The organism is Halobacillus sp. ABH2_015, assembly GCF_056158945.1.
Genome location: NZ_JBSWUG010000002.1, coordinates 387,494 through 410,952, shown reverse-complemented (window position 1 = coordinate 410,952; position 23,459 = coordinate 387,494). Strand labels below are relative to the sequence as shown.

The window sequence follows — 23,459 nt, the reverse complement described above, 5'->3', positions numbered from 1 at the left end:
CGCCAAAAGGAAAAAAACACCTTTATTAAAGTATAAAACCTAAGCACTTTTGCTTAGGTTGAAGAGGGCCTATTAGATTCCTTTTTCATCTAGCATGACCACTTCCACTCTCCCCCCCGTTCACCTTACTTTAAATACGTTAAGTTGTAATCGGAACCTCTATCCTACCAATACCTACGCATATTCCTTTTTGAACGATATAACATTCTACGTAATGTTCTCCTCGGAAATTTGTCTTCTCTGTTTTGGTATTAGAATCTATTTTTTGAATTTGCCCTCTAATTTGGTCTCTTTTTTTTGAAATTAGACCTTTGTTTTTTACCTTCCAGTAGATATCATAAGGATGAGGAGTATCAGTACGCATCGTAAACTTTAAATCTTTATTAGGCATAAGTCGGTTAGAGGGGTCAGATAAAAAAGACTTCAAATAAAATGGTCTCCACCCCTTTTGAGTCACTTTGCAATCTAAATGTACAATGTATTTAATATCAACAGGAAACATGTACTCAATAAATTCTTCTGTTTCCTTATATTCATAATCATAATCATTTTCTCTATTTTCCATCTCATGTACATGTGATCTTGCAGTATAGCTTTTGGATAGTTTTTCTGTTTCGGCATGCCAATACGGATGATTAAAAAATTCCCCCCAAGCTTTCAAAGCCATCTTTTCATCACAGTCATCTTGAAACAGCACAGATAATTTTTTAATGTACTTATTTAAACGGGAGTGAAGATTGGTCATTCTAGTGCTGTCGTTTTTAGTAAGTTTTAAATCTTGCCCTTCATCTGCTGGGTTATAAACCTCTTCATTCCAAGTAAGTCGATCTTTGATAGCGCAAATGGTGTAATAGAACATTTCATCAACCCGAGTATGGTCTTGAAATTGCTCATTTGCCAATACACTTTGTATTAGCCCTCCAGGCATGGACCAATCATCTCTTGATTTGCAGAACATTTTCAAAAGACGTACTACGTTTCGCAACCTATAATTTTTATTTATGTTTTCTTGGTTAAACCAAGAAGTTATAGCTCTTGGGTCTCTTGCTCTCCACTCACTTCCACAATGCTCATATTTATAATTTCCGAACTCATCTAAATACCTTCTATAGATAGCAAAATCAATATGATATCCATCTGCATATACAATTCGAGCGCAATTGGTTTTTGCTGTGGGCTCCTCCTTGAACCCTGTACATTTTCGTTTTAAAGCGTTTACAACAATATTTTTTACAGCTATGTTCCCCTCAGGTATGTTGCCCTTATCAAAAATAATGGCTACATCAATGTCGTAATCCTTCTCTTCATTTTGAGTAACTGTTCCCATTGCCACACTACCTTGAACTACAGTATCTACTATATTATAACTTGTTCCATTTTCTTTGTTATAATCAGTCAATCCTTCTTTTAATCTTTCTATGTTTAGATTTTTCTTTGAAAAAAGCCTATTTCTATCTTCTCTTGAAAGGACTACATGTTTCTTATAAAACGTATTAAATTTTTTGCTTATATCATATATTTGATTACTCATATTATTCCCCCTCTACATAGCTTCCGGCTTTATTACCATTTAAAGCTATGCCCCATGGATATTTTTTACCTTCATGTGCATTAAATTGATAAATAATAATGGGTGGCATGCGGTAGTCTTCCATGCTTCTGCCAATCTCTAATGCCAAACAACTCTGACTTGAACACACAATATGGATTTTTGTTACGTTTGGCATTTGGGATCTAACCTCAAATATTGTGGAAACAATTTTGTCCCGATATTCGATTAATTGATCTCGGTATTGAATAGCATTATCTATAGGTTTATCTATTGCTAACTTTACTATTTCAGCTTGGTTAAATTGCAATAAATCACTATCGGGAATTTCGGTAGTAATTGAAATTGAAATCACCGCTTCTTTTTTACTTGTATTCATTTGATGCTCACTGTTAACTAACTTTAAAGGTTGATAATAAGGGGGAGTTCTAAATATTTTTGACCACCCGCTTTTTCTTGGAGGTTTAAGAACATAGTAAGATTCAGTTATTTTTTTATCAAATTCATAAAATGAATCTATTTTTGATCTTTTGAGGTGTGTACCAGCTAATGCAATAAAAGGTATAGGAGCTATACCTGTATATCCTCTATTTACTCCCTTACTTTCTTCTTTAAAGGACTTAATTTTATCTTCAATTAAAAAACTAATATCTTTTACTAACGTCTCATCAACTGGTTTTCCGCGGAATAAACTCACAAAATCAATTTCTCTTTCTTTAAATTCAAATGTGCTTAATCCTAAATCCTCATGATGGCTTTCAATCCTAGTATCAAAGTATCCATTAATATTGATGATAAATAGTTTATTTGAGATATATTTTCTATAGTAAAGTCCGACTAAGAACAAAACAAACCCAACCACAACAGAAGGATAGTTTACCTTTGAGAATTCACTGTAGATTTCTAATGAATCATTCACATTATTACTTTGGAAGACTAACACTAAAAATTGATAGGCTTTATTAAAAAAGGATCCAAATCCCGCTAAAATAAGGCTTATTCCAGTAGTAAATAGTACATCTGAAATACTCTTTTCTTTTTGCCTATTTTTAATATTTTTAATAAAGAAAAATACTCCTAATCCTAAAACTACTATTATCACACAAGCCAATATAGATACTCCTCTTCTTTGTATTTGCACGTTTGATAAATCAAATTAATAATACGTCATTAAAAATCCTGAGCCTATAATTACTTTTCACCGAATATAATGAATAATTATACCTATAATGTGAATCATACAATATAAGGCACCATAATAACACTGCGCTTTACCTGAACAAAGCAAAGTCTGTGTTAATCACCAAAGATAATTTATTAGGTTCTATGCTTATAAAGTAATCCACTACCAACGAAAGGTAGTGGGTTACTTTTATGCTGCTTATATAAAGCTGCTGTTCTTTATTATAGTTAGCCTCTCCTAAACTATCATCTCTTTCAAAAAAACCATCCTTAATGGTATTCTTATCTAATTACTTCTATTAACTTTGTGATCTATTATTTCTTTTAAAGCGACCGTATCTGAATGCACGTTATTAAACGCAAGGTATTCAAAAGGTGTGCCTTTTCTACTAACAGTCATATAAGGCTTCCAAGCTCTATTCTTTACCGACCAATTTAGAATTTGCAGTTGTTCTACATCATCTTCCCAGCTATCTAACCATTCAAGATCAGTAGAATAATTAGTAATAACAGCATCATGAAGATACAGGGCGATAGCATTTTGTATAGGTTCATGTCCTAGCACATACTCTTTAACATTTCCTGGATCTTGTGGGAGGTTTTCACCTAGAACAAAAAAGAATTTATTTAAAAAACTAAAAATCTTATCGTAGTTTTCTCTCACCAATTGGTCCTCTTTTTTATTTAGCACTGGCGGGCGTCCACTCAAAACATTTTCGCCAAAGAGTAGAATTTTTATAAACCTTTTTAAGCGTACGCTAGTAGTGAAAGTAGTTATATTAGGACGTACAATTCGAGCTTTTTCAAATTCTATTGTTAAACTTGTTTTTAAAGTTTTAGATGAATTATAGAGTTCTCTAGTTAATACGTTTAAAATGTCTCTATTATCAAATTTAGTTATTAAAGATCTTGATACTCTTTTAGCATTTGTATTAATATCCGTAAACAACTTTCGCTCCTCTTCAAAAGACAATCCAAAATATATTTGTGCAGTTAAATAACTATCTAATATACGCCTCTTTTTATCATCATTCACCTTATCTTTTTCTAAATATCGTTCTAACCCTTTAATTCTATGTTGTCCGTCTAGCACTGTAAGCTTGGAATCTTTTGGCAGTGATAATATACTCTCTCCATCCCAATAAGGATTTGGGTCACCACGGAATGAAAAAACCAATGCAGGTAAGAAAATTCCTGACTCTGCATCCATACTATCAAAATAACTAACTAGTTTCGGCATACGGTGGTAACCGAGATCCCTATTCACAGATTTATCTATTTCAGAAAATTGCAGAATATCTTTTATTTGAATCTGTGTGGTCATAATGGCTTTTACGTTATCGGGGGATGCTATACTCCCTTGAATTATTAAATTTTCCATTAGATCTCACCCCGTTGCTTATTATATTTCCCTTGAAGGAATTCTGAAAATTCCTTTATTGTCTTCAAAGAAGAATTAAAATTATACTTCTTAGTTTTCTTGTTATACACACCACTTTTTAGCTTCTCAAACTCGCTGTTCTTGTGACTCCAATCTACTTTAGTAATAACTATTTGGAAAAGTTCTTCCATAGAAATTGATGGGTGTTTAGACTCTGTCGCATAAATAAAATAAGCAATTGCCATAATGATATTTGGCGTCATAATAATGTACTTATTACGATTTTCCCCATCAATTGGGGCATATTTTCTTAACAAGGTTATGAATTTTTCTGCTTTTTCCTTACATGCCGAATAATTATTTTTATTAATGGGGGTTTTTTGTTTCGCGCTTAACACTCCATGATTTAAGATTCTTGCGGATTTATAAAAGGTTGAGGCTGTCATAAGTTTAGTGGTAGTAGTTTTTGATCTTGTTTCTATTACATCAAGGGGCAAATTTTCTATTATATCCTGTACTAATCGAGCATATAGATCGTTTTTATTGTACATGATTAAAAGGGAGGAGTTTACCAACGATGCTTTAGTATTAATGTCGGTAAATAGCTGCTTTTCTTGATTTATAGTTAAATCTAGAAATATTTGAACAGTTATAGGGAAATTGATCACGTATTCATACGTGTAACCTAACTCTCCGATAGATTCTAAACGGTTCTTTATTAACTCGAAAGCTTTAATTCTATGCTGTCCATCTAGAATAGCCATAGTTTCGTTCATGCTCAAATTAAATTCATTCTTATTTTCGTTAAAGGTACCTCTTCCTCTAGATGAAAAAATTAAAGGGGCAAAAAATATATTGTTACCATCAGATCCATAAGTTATATATTGACCTATGCTAGCTACTTTTGTTTCATCTAATTCTCGTTGTACTTCGCGATCAATTTCTAAGAATTTAAGTACATCATTAACTTTACATTGAACTGTCACAACTCTGTGACCGAATTGATCCCCCTTAAACCCCTTTAAAGAAATGTAATTTGTATCATTTCTAGAAACTAGATTAGTCAAATCCATTTTGTCGCCCTCCTATTTTTATGGCAAAAAAAAAGATGTATTTAGTTGTTAATTACACTTACTTCACTTATTAAAGTTACTTACTCCCTGTTTATATACCAATTATTACTAGTTAATCTAACATTTTTTATCATTATACCACATTTATCTCCTAAAAAAGGAAATTTCTGTTGTGTCATTCCTACATACTTATTCAATACTGTAGTCTCTGCATATATGAATCATTCATTTATATTTATTTCAAAAAATATTATGCCCCTTTTCATCTATTACTCTTGACATATCCCATGTAATGGTTATGTTCCTTCTGCTGGTGGATGAACTACCGAACAAACCATACAAGGAGGAAAAAACACCATGAATACTTCTCAATCCCTATTGATACAAAAGCTTAAAAAACCACTACAGAAAGGTACTCTATCACTATTTTTACTTAATAGCTTCATAGAATATCAGAAACAAAGGAAGAACAACCATGTCCACGCTAAAAGATAATCAACCCTTTCCAGGGCAAGAAAGAGGAATAATTCGAATCTTGATTAAAAGAGGGCAAGAAGAAGCGTCAGTCCAATTGCGCCTAGATTTATTCGACGAAGAGGTACCTAAAGAAGAATAGCAGTATAAATAACACCTCCATCGGTTAATGATAATTAGATGGAGGTGAAAATATGAGAAGACGAGTTCAACTACGTTCAGTATCAGAAGATAACAACACTACAAGTGTTTGGATTCAGCATTTAACAGCGCGTTTAATCATTGAACAGCTGCAACTGCCACATCGATTACAAGCCAAACTGCTTCACGAGACATTACACAAAATAAAAAAAAAGGTGCAATAATGGAAACAAATAAAATCCATGTCTTCTTTAGACGGGTCAGTACTAAAGGACAAGATATAGCCATTCAAGAAGCCGCAGACCGCCATTACAGAGAAAGGCTTCAATCAGAAAACATTATGATCATTAACGAAAATGCAATTTCAGCCAACAAAAAATCTATCAATGAAAGACCTGAAATGCGGAAGCTGATTTCCTTAATAAAAAAAAATAAAGTTGCTGCCTTATATGCTTTCGACCGAAGCCGTTTATTTCGTGACCATTATGAAGGTATGGAATTCAATGACTTACGTTTGGCTCATAACGTTGAACTCATTTATACATCTGTAGGTAATGGACACATTCAAGCAAGTGATGACATATTCGTCGAAGGTTTATTAAGTATGTTCAGTGATATTGAAGGCAAGAACATAGCCCGCCGAACGGAAGAAACTCGGAGACGATATCCCCCTCAAATCCTCGGCTATAAGAAAGATAAAGATACAAAAACATACAGGAAGGACCCTGCTAAGAAAGATATTATCACTCAATATTTCCATGTATTAAGTGATGTAAATACTACTCAGGAATTGAGATCAGTGATAAAAGAATATCAAAAGAAACTTAATTGCGGGTCAGAGTTAAGTTTAATTAAAATGGCAGTCAACCCATTCTATGCTGCCTATGATCTTGAAAAAGGAGCAAACAGACTGATTCATGTAGACCCTTATATTAATTTAGAAGCTTTTACGCAGCTTCAGGAAACCAAAGGCGAATTATTCAAAACTTACCTAAAACAAGCGGAACAACAAAAGTTGCAGGTAGCTATGTATGCGCCTAAATGCGGGTATTGCAAGAAACCATTGAATTACCGACATAATAAAGAAAGTAATGGTGGAGTTTTCGCTTGTTCTAGAAAAGAGCACCCGAGAAACAAAGTTAAAATTCCATTTTCTGAGTTAGAAAAGATAATCGACCTTGCGCTACAAAAGATGATCACTAAGATGGACTATAAGCTGCTCTCTCTTCATTCAGTACAGAGCTTTAAAAAAATAAAAGAACAGACAGAAGCAAAAATCTCAGCCATACATTCCAAAGTCAAAGAATTAACTGAGGAAATCGTATTATCAAACAACCAATACTCGGAGGAATGGAAGAATGATCATCGCTACAAGAAAGTGAACCGTTTAAAGGCGGAACAGCAAGAATTACTAGAGGAAATAACAATAAAAGAGGAATTCCTTCAAAGTAATAAAAAGTTATCGGGAATTGTTCAGAGTTATCTGAACGACAGAACAAAGGTCAGTTCATCACTTCTCTATTCATTGTTTATCAAGCAAGTCTTTATGTATGAGGATGAAGTAGAAATTGAGGTTTTCAAATTCAAATATTTGCGGGACCTTCAAACAGAAATGATTTATGCAGGAGATGAAACAGCATGGAGTTAGCATTCGGCTATATTAGGCGTTCCTCTTATAAACAGCAAGAAAATAATAGTGTTGAAATACAGAAAGCGCATATACAAGAGTTTGCCCGCAGGAAAAACTTCACCGTCCCTGAGGATTTCATTTATATCGAGGATGTGACCAGCGCTTATTCTAAACGAGCCAGTCAGCGGAAGGAACTTATGAGACTCAAAAATATGATGATAGAAACCAATATTCCCCGTGTAATCTTCTTTGAAGAATCTCGTATGGACCGCACTGGATATACTTTTGTGTTGGATTTTTACCGTCCACTTCAAGAAGCACTTCCTAACCTCGACTTATACACAACGAACTCAGACATACCCTTTAATCCAGATAATCCACAAAACACAGTGGCTCTCCTTCTCTATCGCCAAGAATCAGAAATCAAATCAGAACGTGCACTTGCAAGTTTAACTGCGGATCTTGAGAATAAAGACATAATTCGGCCGGGCGCAAAAGTTCCATATGGCTACAATCAGGTCGACAAGAAACTAATCCAAAATGAAAAAGCAGAGATTGTTTCTTTTATCTATTACCTGCAAAGCTGGGGTACTTCCATGGGAAAAATCGCCGAAATCTTAAATGAAGCTGAAATCCCGTCACCTAATGGTGGCGTCTGGAGGTCAAGTTCAATAGAAACTATCCTTAAAAATCCGGTATACACAGGTGATTTAACTTGGAATATCCGGAAACACAATAAACAGAAAGCCTATGAATTTAAGGGGATACATGAACCGATCGTCGATTCTTTCCTGATCCATTTAAATGAGAATAATGTAAAGATACAAAATGAATATGGAAGGCTCGATACCCCTTTCCTCTTTTTAAACAAAATCTATTGCAGTGAATGTTCAGCGGCCTTGAAAACCCAAAATGCCTCCACTACCAGAAAAGGTAAAAAATATTCCTACCAATACTATGTCTGCCGAACTTGTAATTATAAGTTAGCTGTCAACAATGCCCATGAGACTCTTTTGCCAACCGTCCTAAAGCATGTTCAATCTTTTGCCTCGAATGAAACAATGAAAGCTTCTACAATTCAATTCCTAAAAGAAGTTAAAAACACAACTACAAAAAAGATACAAAAATTAAGAAAAGATATTGACAAAGTACAATCAAATGGTTGTATTGCTAAAGAACACGAGGACAAGGAACTTGAAATGTTCATTAACTCTTTACTAGAAGAGTACGAATCAGATATAGAATGTCTTACAAGATCCCTGAAAATCCAAGACGAAATACTCGAAGCCGTTCATTCAGATTTGTTTTTCCCACGATTTAATCAAGTTATTGAAAGGCAGCTTAATCAACAAGAGAAACGTCTGATTATCCTTTACTTCGTAAACAAAGTCCTCGTTTCACCAGATCAGATCCCTCAAATAATTTTCCAGAAAAATGCATTCGAAAGCTTTCACCCTATTTTAGCTGGACAAAGTACAGAAACAAATCAATGAATGACTGGATGGATAACCGAACACTTCTACTTCATTTATAGAAGAAGGAAACCAGCTACTCTCAAGCCCTTTGCCACAAGGGCTTTTATCAAGGGGTTGTTCGGTAATCTATCCATAATGGTATACCAATATAGATGAATAACCGAAATATACTTCTATTATTGGATAAACAACAGAAAATTATACCCACCAAAAGAACAACATAGGAGAGAAACCAGATGAAAGTCAACCGCATATATGCTTCCCCTGAGAGCGCAGTGGATGTAAAGAGATTAGTCCATCAGCTTGTCACAATAGAATTAGAAAAAATGGTCAATAATAATTCTGTAAACTCACCGGCATCTCATGAAAAAATTACTTTAGGTGGTGATTGCGCATGAGATGTGCAGTATACGCTCGTGTTTCAACAGAATTAGATTCACAAAGGACATCAATTGATAATCAGGTAGACATTTTTAGAAACTTTGCTAACCAGAAGGATTGGGAAATCGTCAAGATTTATACAGATAAAAAATCTGGAACCAAAGAAAACCGCCCTGGATTAAAGTCTTTAATTGAGGATGGAAAAGCAGGAATGTATGATGTGATTTTGGTGAAAGAGCTCTCCCGTCTCGCAAGAAACGGAAGACTTTCATACGAGTTGAAAGATACTTGTATGTTCAATAACATTCATATCATCTGCTTAGATAACTCCATTAACACGCTGGAAGGGAATGAACAAAATTTCGGCCTATTCGCTTGGCTTTATCAAACCGAATCAGAAAACAGCAGCAGGAGAAACAAGCAGGCCAAACGTGTAAAGGCACAACGCGGACTATTTGTAGGATCGATCCCTCCATATGGATATGTAGCAGAGAATGGTGTCTTGAAAATGAAAACAGATGGTACCCCTGATACAATTAGACATATTTTCGAAGAGTACCTTAATGGGATAGGTATGGACACGATAGCGAAGAATTTAACGACAAAGGGAGTCCCTACACCATCACAAGTGGCTAACAAAGCAAACGCTTCGAGACTGTGGCACGCTTCTAGTATTAAGATAATACTAAACAACCGTCACTACTGCGGGGACCTCGTACAAAACAGATCTGAAACCATCTCTGTAACTTCCATAAAAAGACGGGAAGTTACTGAAGAAAACCAAGTCATTACTGAAGATACGCATGAACCGATCATCCAGAAGGAAACATTTAGTGCTGTGCAGACGATGATGAAAACACGCACCAGGTCATCTACAGCTCCAAAGAAGCATACTTTCACGAATATCCTTTATTGCGAAGAGTGCCAAAAAGGTATGTGGTTTAAAGCCAATCAAAAAGGTTACCGCTGTGGCGGAAACATTAAGCACGGCACTTCATACTGCCTCAACAGAGCGGCTTTTCGAGAAAAGGAATTAACACAAGTCATTTTAGACGACCTGCAGGTGCTGTTTGATACGCTGAAGGATGACAGTTTTATGTCTACATTAATGAAAAAGTTAAATACAAAAAACATCTCCTTCAAAAAGATATCGAAAACGCCAAAGACGAGTTAATGAATTTAAAAAATAAAAAGCTCGAATACGTAAACCTGTACACTGACAATGTAATATCTAAAGAAGAACTGTCAGAATATCGAGAGTTAACGGATAACAAAATAAAGACGATTCAACTCAATCAAGCTCAACTTGAGGAAAAATTGAAGGAATGCGAAAGTGAAAACTACGCTGTTCATATCGGTAAAAAACTGAAAGATGTTTTAACATTGAAAGAACTGACACCTAAAATCCTTCATTCCCTCGTTGAGAAAATAACCTGCAGCCAAGATGGCAGTGTTAATATCCAATATTGTTTTGTTAATCCGCTCCAAGAAACATAAAAAAGGCAACACCCCAGAGGGTTAGTTGCCTTTTCTTCTAATGAGTTGCGAGACGCACTCCACGTGGCTCGTCTGCGGGAACATATCTACCGGCTGGACCTCTTTCGTCTCATAGCCGCCATCTTCCAGCACTTTAAGATCTCGTGCAAGCGTGGATGGATTACAGGACACATACACAATGCGCTCCGGTTCCATATCAAGCATCGCTTTCAACAGCTCTTCGTCACAGCCTTTACGCGGAGGGTCGACAACGATCACATCTGGACGTAGCCCTTGGTTACGCCACCATGGCATCAGTTTTTCTGCTTCACCGACGAAGAAGTCGGCATTGTCCATCTTGTTAAGACGCGCATTCTTTTTCGCATCAGTGACGGCTTCCGGTACGATTTCAACGCCATACACTTTTTTCGCTTTCTGAGCTAAGAAAAGAGAGATGGTTCCGATGCCGCAGTAAGCGTCAATGACGGTTTCGCCGCCTCGTAGATCCGCATATTCCAACGCTTTATCATACAACGTTTTCGTCTGAGTCGGATTGACCTGATAGAACGATTTTGGTGAGATCATGAATTTGATGTCACCGATCGTATCGTAAATGTACTCATCGCCCCAAAGGACGTTCGTTTCTTTTCCTAAAATGACATTCGTTCTCGCGCTGTTCACGTTATGAACGATGGACTTCACAGTTGGAAATGCATCGCGGATCTCACTGATCATTTCATCTTTATGAGGCAGTTTTTTCGTTTTCGTTACGATGACGATCATAATGTCATTCGTATTCTGCCCTGTGCGGACCATGATGTGACGGAGCACACCTCGGTGGGTCTGTTCGTCATAGGCATCCAGGCCGTGCTTGGATGCGATACGGCGGACGGTTTCCACCATGCGGTCGTTCACTTCGTCCTGGATTAGACACGTATCCATATCAATGATGTTGTGGCTGCGCTTTTGATAGAATCCGGTCATCAATTCACCGTCTTCCTTCTGTCCGACCGGGATCTGTACTTTATTGCGGTAGCGCCACGGATCTTCCATCCCCATCGTCGGGTGGACAGGCACGTGTTCCAGATGCCCGATTTTCTTCATGTTGTCTTTGACCTGCTTCTGCTTCATATCGAGCTGCATCTGGTAGCTCATATGCTGAAGCTGGCAGCCTCCGCATTGATAGAATACGTCACACGGCGGCTCGACACGGTGTTCACTTTCCTCGCTCACCTTCAAGAGTTTACCGAAGCCGAAGTTCTTTTTCACTTTCACGACCTTCACATCAGCCGTCTCGCCGGGAAGGCCATACGGTACGAAAAGCGGATAGCCATCAACTTTCCCTACCCCATTGCCTTCATGCGTCAAATCCTCAAACGTCACTTGTATCGTCTCATTCTTCTGTACAGGCGGCTTCACCTTCGCCATCATTCATCCGTCCTTTATCTATATACTCTAACCGTAGTTTATCATATCCCTAAGTGCGAAGTCGCCCTGATAGCTGCGACAAGCATAAGAACGCCGATTATGAAAAGTGATCTTCCTTTTCACAATCGGTGGACTTATGACCTCGAGCAGCTGGGCGACGCAGCCGGATATCTTTATGTGCGGAGTCGCCCCGACAGCTGCGACAAGCATAAGAACAGCGGAACTGAAAAGCGTTCTTCCTTTTCAGAGCCGGTGGACTTATGACCTCGAGCAGCTTGTGGAGGCCTGCGGACTTCTACCTCAAACAATTCCCTCACGAGCACTTACAAACAAAAGAAAAGAACGCCACTGTTCCAACAGCAGCGCTCCCCCTTATTCTTCTTCCTTGAACTTATCTTCCGGTACAAAAAACTCCAGATGCCTGTATAAATTGACAAATTCCCCGGGCAATAATCCACCGAATTCCCCGTCAATATTCAGCTGCATCTTTTCATCCGTCTTCACTTTCACACGGCTGGCCGTGGTGTGGATGAACTTCGGATGGTTCAGGTGATTTCCCTGAATCGCGAGCGTGGCCAGACGGGCAAACTCGGCGACGTTCATTTTTTCGATGATCATCAGATCGAACAGGCCGTCATCCATACGTGCGGACGGAGCCAGTTTCTCAAGTCCGCCGACGGAGTTCGTGTTACTGACGAGAAACAGCATGATTTCTCCTTCATACCATTTGCCGTCATACTCGATTTCTACACGGGTCGGACGGATGGATGGCAGCATTTCGATGCCTTTCAAGTAATAGGCAAGCTGACCGATCATCGTCTTCAGTTTACTTGGTACTTCATAGGAAACTTCGGTGATCTTTCCCCCACCGGATATGTTCATGAAGTACTGATCATTCACGCGTCCGATATCAAGAGGGTGGGTATAATCCTCAAGGATGATATCGACGGCTTTATGGATGTTTCTTGGGATGTGCAAGGCACGGGCAAAATCGTTGGTAGTCCCGACTGGAATGACGCCGAGCTTCGGTTTATGGTCCTGTTCGGCAAGTCCGTTGATCACTTCATTAATGGTTCCGTCGCCTCCTGCGGCTACAACGACGTCGAACTCCTGCTCGACGGCATAACGGGCGGCCTCAGCGGCATCGCCGGCACACGTTGTGGCATGCGCGGAGGTTTCATAGCCGGACTGTTCGAATCTCTGTAATATGTCCGGGAGAACCTTGCGAATGAGTTCTCGTCCAGAGGTCGGGTTATATATAATTCGGGCACGTTTCATCATATGACCCCCTTTATCCAAGCTTGTTCCATCATACATCATATCTTTTTTTCCTGTTTTTGCAAACTTTATATAGTATATGACCGTTCGTCCTAAACCATACGAAAGCACGCACCCGGGAGTGCGTGCTTCGTCCCTCTATGATTCAGTCCAGGCTTCGTTTCAGCGCTTATCCATTTCTGCCAGAATGATTTTGTTTACCATCGGCGGGTTGGCCTGGCCTTTGGTTTCCTTCATTACCTGGCCGACGAGGAATCCGAGGGCGCGGTCTTTACCATTTTTGTAGTCTTCGATGGACTGCGGGTTGTTGTCCATGATTTTCACGATGATTTCCGTAAGCTGGCCTTCATCGGAAATTTGAACAAGTCCTTTATCCTTAACGATTTTCTCTGGATCGCCGCCGTTTTCCACAAGCTCTGTGAAGACTTTCTTGGCGATTTTAGAAGAAATCGTACCGTCTTCGATCAGCTGAATCATTTTAGCAAGAGATTCAGGTGTCAAAGCAAGGTCGGACAATTCTTTATAGTGCTTGTTCATGTAGGCGGATACTTCACCCATCATCCAGTTGGACGCCTGTTTCACATCAGCACCCTGACCAATCGCTTCTTCGAAGAAATCGGAAAGCTCTTTGCTGTTGGTGAGAACCATTGCGTCATAAGCGGGCAGCTCAAGCTCCTCGATGTAACGCTTCTTACGGGCATCCGGAAGCTCAGGGATTTCCGCACGGATGCGCTCTTTCCACGCCTCATCGATGTAAAGCGGGACAAGGTCCGGCTCTGGGAAGTAACGGTAGTCATCCGAACCTTCCTTCACACGCATCAGGATCGTTTCCTTCGTCTGCTCGTCATAACGACGGGTTTCCTGAAGGATTTCGCCGCCTTTCAGCAGCTCCTGTTCCTGACGCTTCTCTTCGAATTCCAACCCTTTTTGAACGAAGGAGAAGGAGTTCAAGTTTTTGAGCTCGGTTTTCGTACCGAATTCTTCCTGACCGATCGGACGGATGGAAAGGTTGGCGTCACAACGCAGGGAACCTTCTTCCATCTTACAGTCGGAAACGCCTGTGTACTGGATGATGTTTTTCAATGCTTCCAGGTAGGCGTATGCTTCTTTCGGAGAACGGATATCCGGCTCGGATACGATCTCAACAAGCGGGGTACCCTGACGGTTGTAGTCGACAAGGGAGTAGCCGTCGTCGCTGTGCGTCAGTTTACCCGCGTCTTCTTCCATGTGAAGACGGGTAATACCGATGCGCTTTTTCTTTCCATCGACTTCGATGTCGATGTAGCCGTTCTCTCCGATCGGCTTATCAAACTGGGAGATCTGATAAGCTTTCGGGTTGTCCGGATAGAAATAGTTCTTACGGTCGAACTTCGTATCTTCCGCAATGTCACAGTTCAGGGCCATGGCCGCTTTCATAGCGAAGTTCACCGCTTCTTCGTTCAGCACAGGAAGAACGCCCGGATACCCAAGGTCGATCGGGTTGACGTTCGTATTCGGATCATCTCCGAACATGTTCGGAGACGGGCTGAAGATTTTGGATTCGGTTTTCAGTTCTACGTGGACTTCAAGTCCAATGATCGTTTCAAAGTTCATGAGCGCGCACCTCCAAGGGACGGGCGTTGGGTATGGTAATCGGTAGCCTGCTCGAAGGCGTGAGCGGCACGGTAGACAGTACCTTCGTCAAAGTGTTTTCCGATGATCTGCAGTCCGATCGGCAGTCCTTCACTGGAGAAGCCGCAAGGAATGGAGATGCCCGGAACACCGGCAAGGTTGACGGGAATCGTCAAGATGTCATTGGCATACATCGTCATTGGATCGTCCACTTTGTCGCCGACTTTAAAGGCTGGTGTCGGTGTTGTCGGTCCAACGATGACATCGTAGTCTTCGAAAACTTTTTCGAAATCGTTCTTAATAAGGGTACGTACCTGCTGGGCTTTCTTATAATACGCATCGTAGTAACCGGAGCTCAGCGCGAATGTTCCAAGCATGATCCGTCGTTTCACTTCGTCACCGAAGCCTTCTGCGCGGGAACGCTTGAACATATCCAGCATAGACTCCGCATCTTCCGCACGCTTGCCGTAGCGGACACCGTCAAAACGGGCCAGGTTGGCAGACGCTTCTGAAGAAGAAAGCAGGTAGTACGTGGAAAGCGCATATTTGGAGTGCGGCAGGGAAACTTCTTCCCATGTCGCGCCCATTTTTTCGTATTCTTTCAGGGCAGCCTGAACCGCTTCTTTCACCTCAGGAGCGACACCTTCGGCAAGGTATTCCTTCGGTACAGCGATTTTCAAGCCTTTCACATCACCTGTCAGAGCCTCTGTATAGTTTGGCACTTCTACATTGGCAGATGTCGAATCCATTTTGTCATGACCGGCAATCGTTTCCAGAAGGAACGCGTTATCTTCGACATTGCGTGTGATTGGTCCGATCTGATCAAGAGAGGATGCGAAAGCAATCAATCCGAAACGGGAGACACGGCCGTATGTCGGCTTCAATCCGACCACACCACAGTAAGCGGCCGGCTGACGGATGGAACCACCGGTATCGGAACCAAGAGAATAAGGGACTTCGCCTGCAGCAACAGCCGCCGCAGAACCACCACTGGAGCCACCTGGGACATAATCCGTGTTCCACGGGTTACGCACAGCAGCGTAGCTGGAGTTCTCGTTGGAAGAACCCATTGCGAATTCGTCCATATTCAATTTACCAATCGTGACGGACTTCGCGTCGTTCAGCTTGTTCACAACGGTTGCGTCATACAATGGATCGTTCAGGTTGGACAAAATCTGGCTTCCAGCTGTCGTACGAAGCCCTTTCGTTACGATGTTGTCCTTCACGCCGATGGGCAGACCGAACAGCTTCTCCGCTGCCGTTCCGCGCTCAGCATCCAGTTCTGCTGCTTTCGTCATGGCGGCTTCTTTATTCAGTGTGATGAAAGCCTGGATCTCTTCATCCACTTCGTCAATGCGCTTGTAGGATTCCTCTACAAGGTCCGTCACTGAGATTTCTTTATTATGTAGCTTCTCCTGAAGCTCTTTTAACGTGTACTCAAATAAAGACATCGTTGAACCTCCTTATTCCAAAATGGATGGGACTTTGAATTGTCCGTCCTGTTTGTCTGGTGCATTTTTCAGTGCATCATCCTGGGTGATCCACTTCTTCGGCTCGTCCTTACGCATGACGTTTTTAAGGTCAAGGACGTGGGTTGTCGGCTCAACGCCTGTTGTATCGAGCTCATTCAGCTGTTCAGCATAGGTAATAATGTCATCCAGCTGTTTTGTGAATGTTGCTGCTTCTTCATCCGTGATCGCAAGACGCGCAAGATTCGCGACGTGCTTCACTTCATCTTTACTGATTCTGGACATAATGCGACCTCCATTTCGATCTCACATAATATATGATCATACCAAATTTAAGAATCCATTTTCAACGTACGTAACACACCTTTTCTATCTTAACATATCCACCGCCCCCTGTCTTTTTCCGTACGGATGGAAATTGACCACCGTTTCTGACAGAAAATTGAACACCAGGATGGAAGGCAGCCCCTCTTTTTTAAACCTGCTCAAACATAAAAAATCCCCGGTCCAGCGACCGGGGATGATACTAGAAACTCAGCGTCTAGCTGCTTCATTGAATTCTTCAATGATTTCTTTCGGCGGTGTACCCATCAGACTGACAATCACCGTAGCAAGGGTGCTCAACAGGAATCCTGGTACGATTTCATAAAGATCGAAGATACCGCCGCTCAGGAAGTCACCCCAGATGACAACAGTGACGGCACCGACGATAATACCGGCGAGCGCCCCGTTACGGGTGATGCCTTTCCAGAACAAGGACAGGATGATGATCGGACCGAAAGCGGCACCGAAACCAGCCCATGCATAGGATACAAGTCCAAGAACGGTGCTGTCCGGGTTACCGGCAAGAAGCACGGCAATGAGAGCAATACCGGCTACGGCAACACGTCCGACCCATACCAATTCTTTTTCTGTAGCGTTTTTACGGAACAACGCCTTGTAGAAGTCCTCTGCCAGTGCAGAAGAAGATACAAGAAGCTGGGAGTCAATCGTACTCATGATCGCAGACAAGATGGCTGCCAACAGGATACCCGCAATGATCGGGTGGAACAGGATCTGAGAGAACGTGATGAAGATCTTCTCAGAGTCGGCAAGCATCTGGATGCCGCCTTCTGTAATGACTTCAGCATTAAACGTGGACAAGTCCGCTACATCAGCTGTGTTGATGTAGGCAAGTCCGAATAAACCGGTGAAAATGGCACCGTACAGGCCGAGAACCATCCAGCCGATACCAATCAGACGGGCTTTCGGTACATCCTTAGGTGAACGAAGCGCCATAAAACGAACAAGAATGTGTGGCTGACCGAAGTAACCAAGTCCCCAGGCAAGGGAGGAAATGATAGCCAGAGCACCGACACCCTGTACCATGTTCAAGTGGGATGGATCAATCTGGGCAACAGCGTCTGTCGCTGCGCTCCATCCACCAAGCTCAGATACAGCCACAATCGGCACAGCGATAAGAGCAAGGAACATCAGAATTCCCTGGACGAAGTCTGTCCAGCTTACAGCAAGGAAGCCTCCAAGGAACGTATAAGAAATAGTTACGATCGCGCCGAGCCATAAAGCCTGTGTATAGCTTAAGGCAAATGAAGCTTCAAACAGCTTCGCACCGGCGACCATACCGGAGGAAGTATAGAAGGTGAAAAATAATAGAATGACAAATGCAGATATAACACGCAGAACGTGGGAGTTGTCACGGAAGCGGTTCTCAAGATAGTCAGGAACTGTAATCGAGTCATTCGCAACCTCTGTAAATACACGAAGACGACGCGCGACAAACTGCCAGTTTAAGTAGGCACCGATCGCAAGACCGACACCGATCCACGCTTCAGACAATCCGGAAGCATAAATCGCACCCGGCAGGCCTAACAGCAGCCAGCCACTCATATCAGAGGCACCGGCGGATAGTGCGGCTACTCCTGGTCCTAAACGACGACCGCCTAAAACATAATCGGATAAATCAGATGTTAGACGATATGCGGCAAATCCGATACCCAGCATACCGATTAAATAAATGATAAACGTTATTAACGTTGCAGTACTCATGGTTTGTTATTCGCTCCTCTCAGTAAATAGGGAAATAAGTGATAGAATAATTAGTATTGGCATTGGGACGAACAACCAGAACCAGGTCGCCCCGGCGATGGATGCTGATGCTGCAGTCGCGAGCTCAAACAAGTGGTTCACCTCCTTCAAGACTTATGATATACAATGTTATGCATTTGTACCGACTTATGGTTCTTGAGTCACAAAGACTCAGGGAAACCAAACACGGATACAACTATATCATATAACTTTTGACTGAACATTGCAAAAATTTACATATTTTTACCTATTCGAATAAATATCCGTTAATCATGCATAATAATGCGTATATACGATGTTTTAATGATATTCATTCACAAAATTTCTTCAAAAAAATTTCACCACTTTGGTTAAAATAGGGAATTATCCCCTTTTCTCTGCCTCTTTAGTATGTACTTCTGCCTTATAAAAAAACCCCTCCTCTTATGTTGGATAAAAGAAGGGTGCGCCCTTTGCTTTACAGCATCTCAGACGATGTTTTGCCCTGCATGTGCTGCAGCAGGTAGTCCGGTCCTCCTGCTTTGGAGTCGGTTCCGGACATATTGAATCCGCCAAACGGATGATACCCTACAATAGCTGCTGTGCACCCGCGGTTGAAATACAGGTTCCCAACATGGAAGTCTTCCCGTGCTTTTTCAATGTGGTCACGGTTGTTCGTAATGACCGCCCCCGTCAGGCCGTAGTCTGTATTGTTCGCGAATTGAACAGCTTCCTCAAAGTCCTTGGCCTTCGTAAAACCGACGACAGGACCGAAGATTTCCTCCTGCATGACTCGTGCATCCGGAGCAAGATCGGCAAAAACCGTCGGCGCGACAAACCAACCTGTACCGTCATTCCCTTTTCCGCCGCACATTAAACTCCCTTCTTCTTTCCCAATGTCGATATAGCTTAAAATCTTGTCGTACGCTCCCTGGTCGATGACCGGCCCCATATAATGGCTGTTATCAGATGGATCTCCATAACTCACGCCCTTCTTCGTCTTCTGGACGACACGGTCGAGAAGGTCGTCGTAAATGGCCTCATGTGCAACGACACGGGAACAGGCCGAGCATTTCTGACCGGAGAAACCGAAAGCAGAATACGTGATCGCATCCGCAGCCAGTTCAAGATCGGCATCTTCATCTACGATAATGGTATCTTTTCCGCCCATCTCAATGATCGTCCGCTTCAGCCATTTCTGTCCCTCATGGACTTTCGCTGCCCGCTCGAACAAGCGGGTACCGACTTCACGAGAGCCTGTGAAGCTGATAAAGCGTGTGCGTGGATGATCGACAAGGTAATCCCCGACTTCCTTCCCGCTTCCTGGAATGTAATTGATGACGCCTGCAGGAAGACCGGCTTCCTCAAGCACCTCCATCATTTTATAGGCGATGATCGGGGTGGCACTGGCCGGTTTCAATAGGACGGTGTTACCGGACACCATGGCGGCGACTGTTGTCCCGCACATGATGGCAAACAGGAAGTTCCAAGGTGAAATGACGACACCGACGCCGAGTGGTATGTAGTGGAACCGGTTGTTTTCAATCGGACGTGAGTTCACGTCGACTCCTTTATCTATTTCAAGCATTTGACGCCCATAATACTCCAGGAAATCAATCGCCTCGGCTGTATCTGCATCGGCTTCCTTCCACGGCTTACCGGCTTCCTTGACGAGATGGGCGGTGAATTCGTGCTTTCGGCGGCGAATGATGGCCGCAGCCCGGAAAAGAATATCCGCGCGGTACGACGCCTTCGTCTTCCGCCACCAGTCAAATGTCTCATCAGCCACCTGATGGGCTTTTTCAGCCAGGTCCTGATTCGCTTTCGACACTCGGCCGATCACTTCTTTTTTATTGGCCGGATTGACGACTTCGATCTTCTCGTCAGTCATGATCCGCTCCCCGCCGATGATTAACGGATACTCTTTTCCAAGGTCTGCCTCCACCTGCTTCAATGCAGCCTGCATGGCTTTTCGATTTTCTTCCAGCGCGAAATCTGTGAATGGTTCATGTTTGTAAGGGACCACCATAAAAAAACGCCTCCTTGAAAGTAGTTGGGTATACGCCTTGTAATTTTAAGAAAATTACAATAATTAATGTTTCCACAATTATTCTACCGCACCCGTGTTCCTTATTCAAACGGAATATCCCGTTCTATTCCCCTCTAAAGCCCGGGCCGGTGAAACATTTTCAAATTCCCAGAGCATCGTACTTCCTGCTTCCGTTCCCTCTTAAATCTTTCTAAATTCCTTCCGTTATACAGCATAAAAAAACAGCCTTTATCAAGACTGTTGGGCTGTAGAAAAAGCCTGTGTTAACCAGTTAGAGTGGTCCATTTGCAGGGTCACTTTCCGCTTATCGGTGGATGAATGCCGCGGGCACGGCCTCAGCTAACTTGGTCAGGAAGATCGCCTGCCCAAGTGGATCTTCGGCCCGTGCTGTTCCCGCAGGCATCACCACCGAACGCTCCTCGTGCCGACGTTAGCATATATAGAAGAGAACATGTGCCCTATGCAGGTTCGCAGATTCAAAAGAACGGCATGAGCGGCGCTGTTGCCGCCTGCATGGAAAAGAAAAAGGGAAAGAACAGGCGCTGATGACAGCTGCCTGCCGGAATATGAAAAAGACTGCCCGCCATCAAACAAGGGTGAGCTGGGTGAAGGGGAGTCTTTTTCGATTTTAAAGAACTAACAAGGAGCGGTGCCCCTTCCACTCCTGCGGAAGAACGAGTGGGCCGAGATCACCGAGCGTGGGTGTTGCGAGGAAGCTCGGGCGCTCGTCCGCGGAAAGGGAAGGGGCTTTCGCTCCTGGCGGAAAAAAAGAAAAAAGCTTGTAAAGAAACAGGAGTTTCTCTACAAGCTTTTTTCTTTGTTGTCAGGTCATGCTTTCCCTGTACCGTTCACCAGGACCGGTTGGGCAGGGAAGCATTGATAAGCCGCACGCCACCGGTTACCACGCTGAAGGTCGATCGTAAATTTGGAGCGATTTGATATTCACATCCCCTTCTTTGCTGTAGATTTCAAGTCCACTGCTTTCAGGGAATGGGAAAATCCGCGTCGTTAAGACCTGCTGTCCACCATTCGCAAACACCTCCACAGAGGACCGGTCTACGAAGATGTGCAGCTTAACGGTGCCATCCTCTAATCGGGAAGGTGCCCGGTAGACACCAGCAAACGATTCGTGGAAATCGGTTTTTCCTGAGTTCAGACGATCGGTGAATACGACGTCGTTTTTCGTATCATATCCAACAATGGTTTCTTCCTGCATATCGGAGGAATATCGAACACGGAATCCGAATTCCCCAGAGGAGCCAGGTTCCATTTCCGCTGTAATCTCATAGGTTTCTTCTTCAAAACCATCAATCGTCTCTGAACCCTCCAGCTCGATACCAGCGGCTTCATATATGAGATCTCCGCGATGGTCTTTCAGTTCATCGGCCGGCTGCTGAATCAGCTGTACTTCCCCGTTTTTGTCTTTTTGAAGCGTGACTTCCCTTGGAAGCGACATCGCTCCGCGCCACGGATCGGTTGGAAGGCTGGAGGCATACGTCCAGTTACTCATCCAGGCCATCCATATGACACGGTCCTTCATGTTGTTAAAGGCCTGGGCTGCATAAAAGTCCGTCCCATAATCCACCCAGTTGATGTCATTGGACTTCTCCTGTCTTGTAAATTCAGCACCGTCAAAATCTCCGAGAAAATACTGGCCGCCTGAACCGCCGGCGATACTGCCCGGGTTCATATCCACCTGCAGCACCCAGAGTGTATCTCCCTCCTCTCCATCTACTGGGAGTTCAAACAATTCCGGCGTTTCCCAGATACCTCCCTGGGCTCCTGTATGACCGAACTCACTTAAGTATTCCCAATCCACCAGATTCTCTGATCCATAGAACATCACCTTTTTTCCTGCAGCCAGCAGCATGATGTATGTTTCAGACTCGTCATGCCAGATGACCTTAGGATCGCGGAAGTCCTCAATCCCGGGGTTCGGTACGACAGGGTTCCCATCGTATTTCTCCCACGTCCTTCCTTTGTCGGTGCTATAAGCGATCCGTTGATCCTGAACATCACCGGCACTCGTATAAAAGGCAACAAGACCACCTTCTTCATCTGGGAAGAGTCCACTTTTATTTTCTTCATCGGCAATGATACTCCCTGAGAAAATCATGCCATGCTCATCAGGTGTCAGCGCAACATCCTGTTCCTCCCAGTGTACGAGATCCTCACTGACTGCATGCCCCCAGCTCATATTTCCGAACTGATCCCCATCCGGATTGTATTGATAGAACAAATGGTATTCGCCTTCGTAATACACCATTCCGTTAGGATCGTTCATCCAGTTTTCCGCTGGAGTAAAATGATATTGAGGACGGAGCGACTGGTCATAGGAAATCTCCTCCCGTTCAGCCGCTTCCTCCTTTTCATTGATCTGCTCGGCAGGCGACACCGTCAGCATGTAAATGATCAGGAACAGGATGAGTACGACCACTCCTGTCAAAGCTGTAATTCGTTGGCGTGTAGACATAAACTTCAAACCTCTCTCTTTAAATATCCGAGATTATCTTATAGGGAGAGAAGCTTTCTTTCAACTATTAACCGGAGGGAGTGCTTTAGACCCTCCGCACGCTTCACAACAAAGATGAAATCCTTTTCCTTAGGTGTGTAAGCGGGTTCATCCCTCAAGGAAAAATGACTAAAGAACCAGAAAAAAACGACCAAGGTCATTAAAAAAAACATACCTCCATTTACAGGGTACGGTTTCAGTTTGTTGAAAACCCTGGTATTTTTCCAGAATCGCAGACCATTCTCTTTCCGTGCACAAACGTTTTCAGGATCTCACATCTCCATG

Annotated in this window: 17 protein-coding genes and 1 pseudogene; 6 read left to right on the top strand and 12 right to left on the bottom strand. The window is 42.5% G+C overall.

What is annotated here, in order from left to right; genetic code table 11:
- Window positions 1-139: 139 nt before the first annotated feature.
- The 4 genes from ACXAD6_RS02060 to ACXAD6_RS02045 form a co-directional block, all read right to left on the bottom strand.
- On the bottom strand, window positions 140-1,531 hold the full coding sequence (locus ACXAD6_RS02060) for a nucleotide-binding domain-containing protein (RefSeq protein ID WP_474967421.1): 1,392 nt from the start codon (window positions 1,529-1,531) through the stop codon (window positions 140-142).
- A 1-nt stretch (window position 1,532) separates the two neighbouring features.
- Window positions 1,533-2,651, bottom strand: a complete 1,119-nt coding sequence (locus tag ACXAD6_RS02055; protein ID WP_474970343.1) for an SAVED domain-containing protein — start codon at window positions 2,649-2,651, stop codon at window positions 1,533-1,535.
- 366 nt (window positions 2,652-3,017) lie between these two features.
- The gene (locus ACXAD6_RS02050; RefSeq protein WP_474967420.1) at window positions 3,018-4,112 is read right to left on the bottom strand and encodes a DNA sulfur modification protein DndB; all 1,095 of its coding nucleotides are present in this window, start codon (window positions 4,110-4,112) and stop codon (window positions 3,018-3,020) included.
- A complete protein-coding gene (locus tag ACXAD6_RS02045) occupies window positions 4,112-5,185 on the bottom strand; it encodes a DNA sulfur modification protein DndB (protein WP_474967419.1) in 1,074 nt (357 codons plus the stop codon). The genes ACXAD6_RS02050 and ACXAD6_RS02045 overlap by 1 nt, the downstream gene beginning before the upstream one ends.
- A gap of 838 nt (window positions 5,186-6,023) precedes the next feature.
- Here ACXAD6_RS02045 and ACXAD6_RS02040 point away from each other — a divergent pair.
- From ACXAD6_RS02040 to ACXAD6_RS02020, 5 genes are all read left to right on the top strand, one after another.
- Complete coding sequence (locus tag ACXAD6_RS02040; protein ID WP_474967418.1) at window positions 6,024-7,448, top strand: recombinase family protein; 1,425 nt, start codon at window positions 6,024-6,026, stop codon at window positions 7,446-7,448.
- Window positions 7,439-8,923: a recombinase family protein gene (locus tag ACXAD6_RS02035; RefSeq protein ID WP_474967417.1), complete on the top strand. Its 1,485-nt coding sequence runs from the start codon at window positions 7,439-7,441 to the stop codon at window positions 8,921-8,923. Before ACXAD6_RS02040 ends, ACXAD6_RS02035 begins: the two co-directional genes overlap by 10 nt.
- 218 nt (window positions 8,924-9,141) lie before the next feature.
- Complete coding sequence (locus ACXAD6_RS02030) at window positions 9,142-9,303, top strand: hypothetical protein (RefSeq protein WP_474967416.1); 162 nt, start codon at window positions 9,142-9,144, stop codon at window positions 9,301-9,303.
- The gene (locus tag ACXAD6_RS02025) at window positions 9,300-10,460 is read left to right on the top strand and encodes a recombinase family protein (RefSeq protein WP_474967415.1); all 1,161 of its coding nucleotides are present in this window, start codon (window positions 9,300-9,302) and stop codon (window positions 10,458-10,460) included. Before ACXAD6_RS02030 ends, ACXAD6_RS02025 begins: the two co-directional genes overlap by 4 nt.
- Window positions 10,460-10,783: a hypothetical protein gene (locus ACXAD6_RS02020; protein ID WP_474967414.1), complete on the top strand. Its 324-nt coding sequence runs from the start codon at window positions 10,460-10,462 to the stop codon at window positions 10,781-10,783. The genes ACXAD6_RS02025 and ACXAD6_RS02020 overlap by 1 nt, the downstream gene beginning before the upstream one ends.
- Before the next feature lie 21 nt (window positions 10,784-10,804).
- On the opposite strand, the gene rlmD is transcribed toward ACXAD6_RS02020, so the two are convergent.
- The 7 genes from rlmD to pruA all read right to left on the bottom strand — a co-directional run bounded on the left by rlmD (window position 10,805) and on the right by pruA (window position 20,641).
- The gene (gene rlmD / locus ACXAD6_RS02015; RefSeq protein WP_474967413.1) at window positions 10,805-12,190 is read right to left on the bottom strand and encodes a 23S rRNA (uracil(1939)-C(5))-methyltransferase RlmD; all 1,386 of its coding nucleotides are present in this window, start codon (window positions 12,188-12,190) and stop codon (window positions 10,805-10,807) included.
- A gap of 372 nt (window positions 12,191-12,562) precedes the next feature.
- Window positions 12,563-13,468 carry a diacylglycerol kinase gene (locus ACXAD6_RS02010; RefSeq protein ID WP_474967412.1) on the bottom strand — a complete coding sequence of 302 codons (906 nt, stop codon included), beginning with the start codon at window positions 13,466-13,468 and terminating at the stop codon, window positions 12,563-12,565.
- A 162-nt stretch (window positions 13,469-13,630) separates the two neighbouring features.
- The gene (gene gatB, locus ACXAD6_RS02005; RefSeq protein ID WP_027955740.1) at window positions 13,631-15,061 is read right to left on the bottom strand and encodes an Asp-tRNA(Asn)/Glu-tRNA(Gln) amidotransferase subunit GatB; all 1,431 of its coding nucleotides are present in this window, start codon (window positions 15,059-15,061) and stop codon (window positions 13,631-13,633) included.
- Window positions 15,058-16,530 carry an Asp-tRNA(Asn)/Glu-tRNA(Gln) amidotransferase subunit GatA gene (gene gatA, locus ACXAD6_RS02000; RefSeq protein WP_474967411.1) on the bottom strand — a complete coding sequence of 491 codons (1,473 nt, stop codon included), beginning with the start codon at window positions 16,528-16,530 and terminating at the stop codon, window positions 15,058-15,060. The genes gatB and gatA overlap by 4 nt, the downstream gene beginning before the upstream one ends.
- A 12-nt stretch (window positions 16,531-16,542) precedes the next feature.
- A complete protein-coding gene (gatC, locus tag ACXAD6_RS01995) occupies window positions 16,543-16,833 on the bottom strand; it encodes an Asp-tRNA(Asn)/Glu-tRNA(Gln) amidotransferase subunit GatC (RefSeq protein WP_160839217.1) in 291 nt (96 codons plus the stop codon).
- 249 nt (window positions 16,834-17,082) lie between these two features.
- Complete coding sequence (gene putP / locus ACXAD6_RS01990) at window positions 17,083-18,594, bottom strand: sodium/proline symporter PutP (protein ID WP_474967410.1); 1,512 nt, start codon at window positions 18,592-18,594, stop codon at window positions 17,083-17,085.
- Window positions 18,595-19,090: 496 nt separating this feature from the next.
- Window positions 19,091-20,641 carry an L-glutamate gamma-semialdehyde dehydrogenase gene (pruA, locus tag ACXAD6_RS01985; protein ID WP_474967409.1) on the bottom strand — a complete coding sequence of 517 codons (1,551 nt, stop codon included), beginning with the start codon at window positions 20,639-20,641 and terminating at the stop codon, window positions 19,091-19,093.
- A 488-nt stretch (window positions 20,642-21,129) separates the two neighbouring features.
- Between pruA and ACXAD6_RS01980 the strand changes: the two are divergent.
- Window positions 21,130-21,294 (top strand): annotated as a pseudogene (locus ACXAD6_RS01980) (IS5/IS1182 family transposase); the annotation flags it as partial.
- Between the two features lie 266 nt (window positions 21,295-21,560).
- Here ACXAD6_RS01980 and ACXAD6_RS01975 read toward each other — a convergent pair.
- Window positions 21,561-23,135 (bottom strand): glycoside hydrolase family 32 protein, encoded by a 1,575-nt coding sequence (locus ACXAD6_RS01975; protein WP_474967408.1) that lies wholly within the window; start codon window positions 23,133-23,135, stop codon window positions 21,561-21,563.
- Window positions 23,136-23,459: the final 324 nt, after the last annotated feature.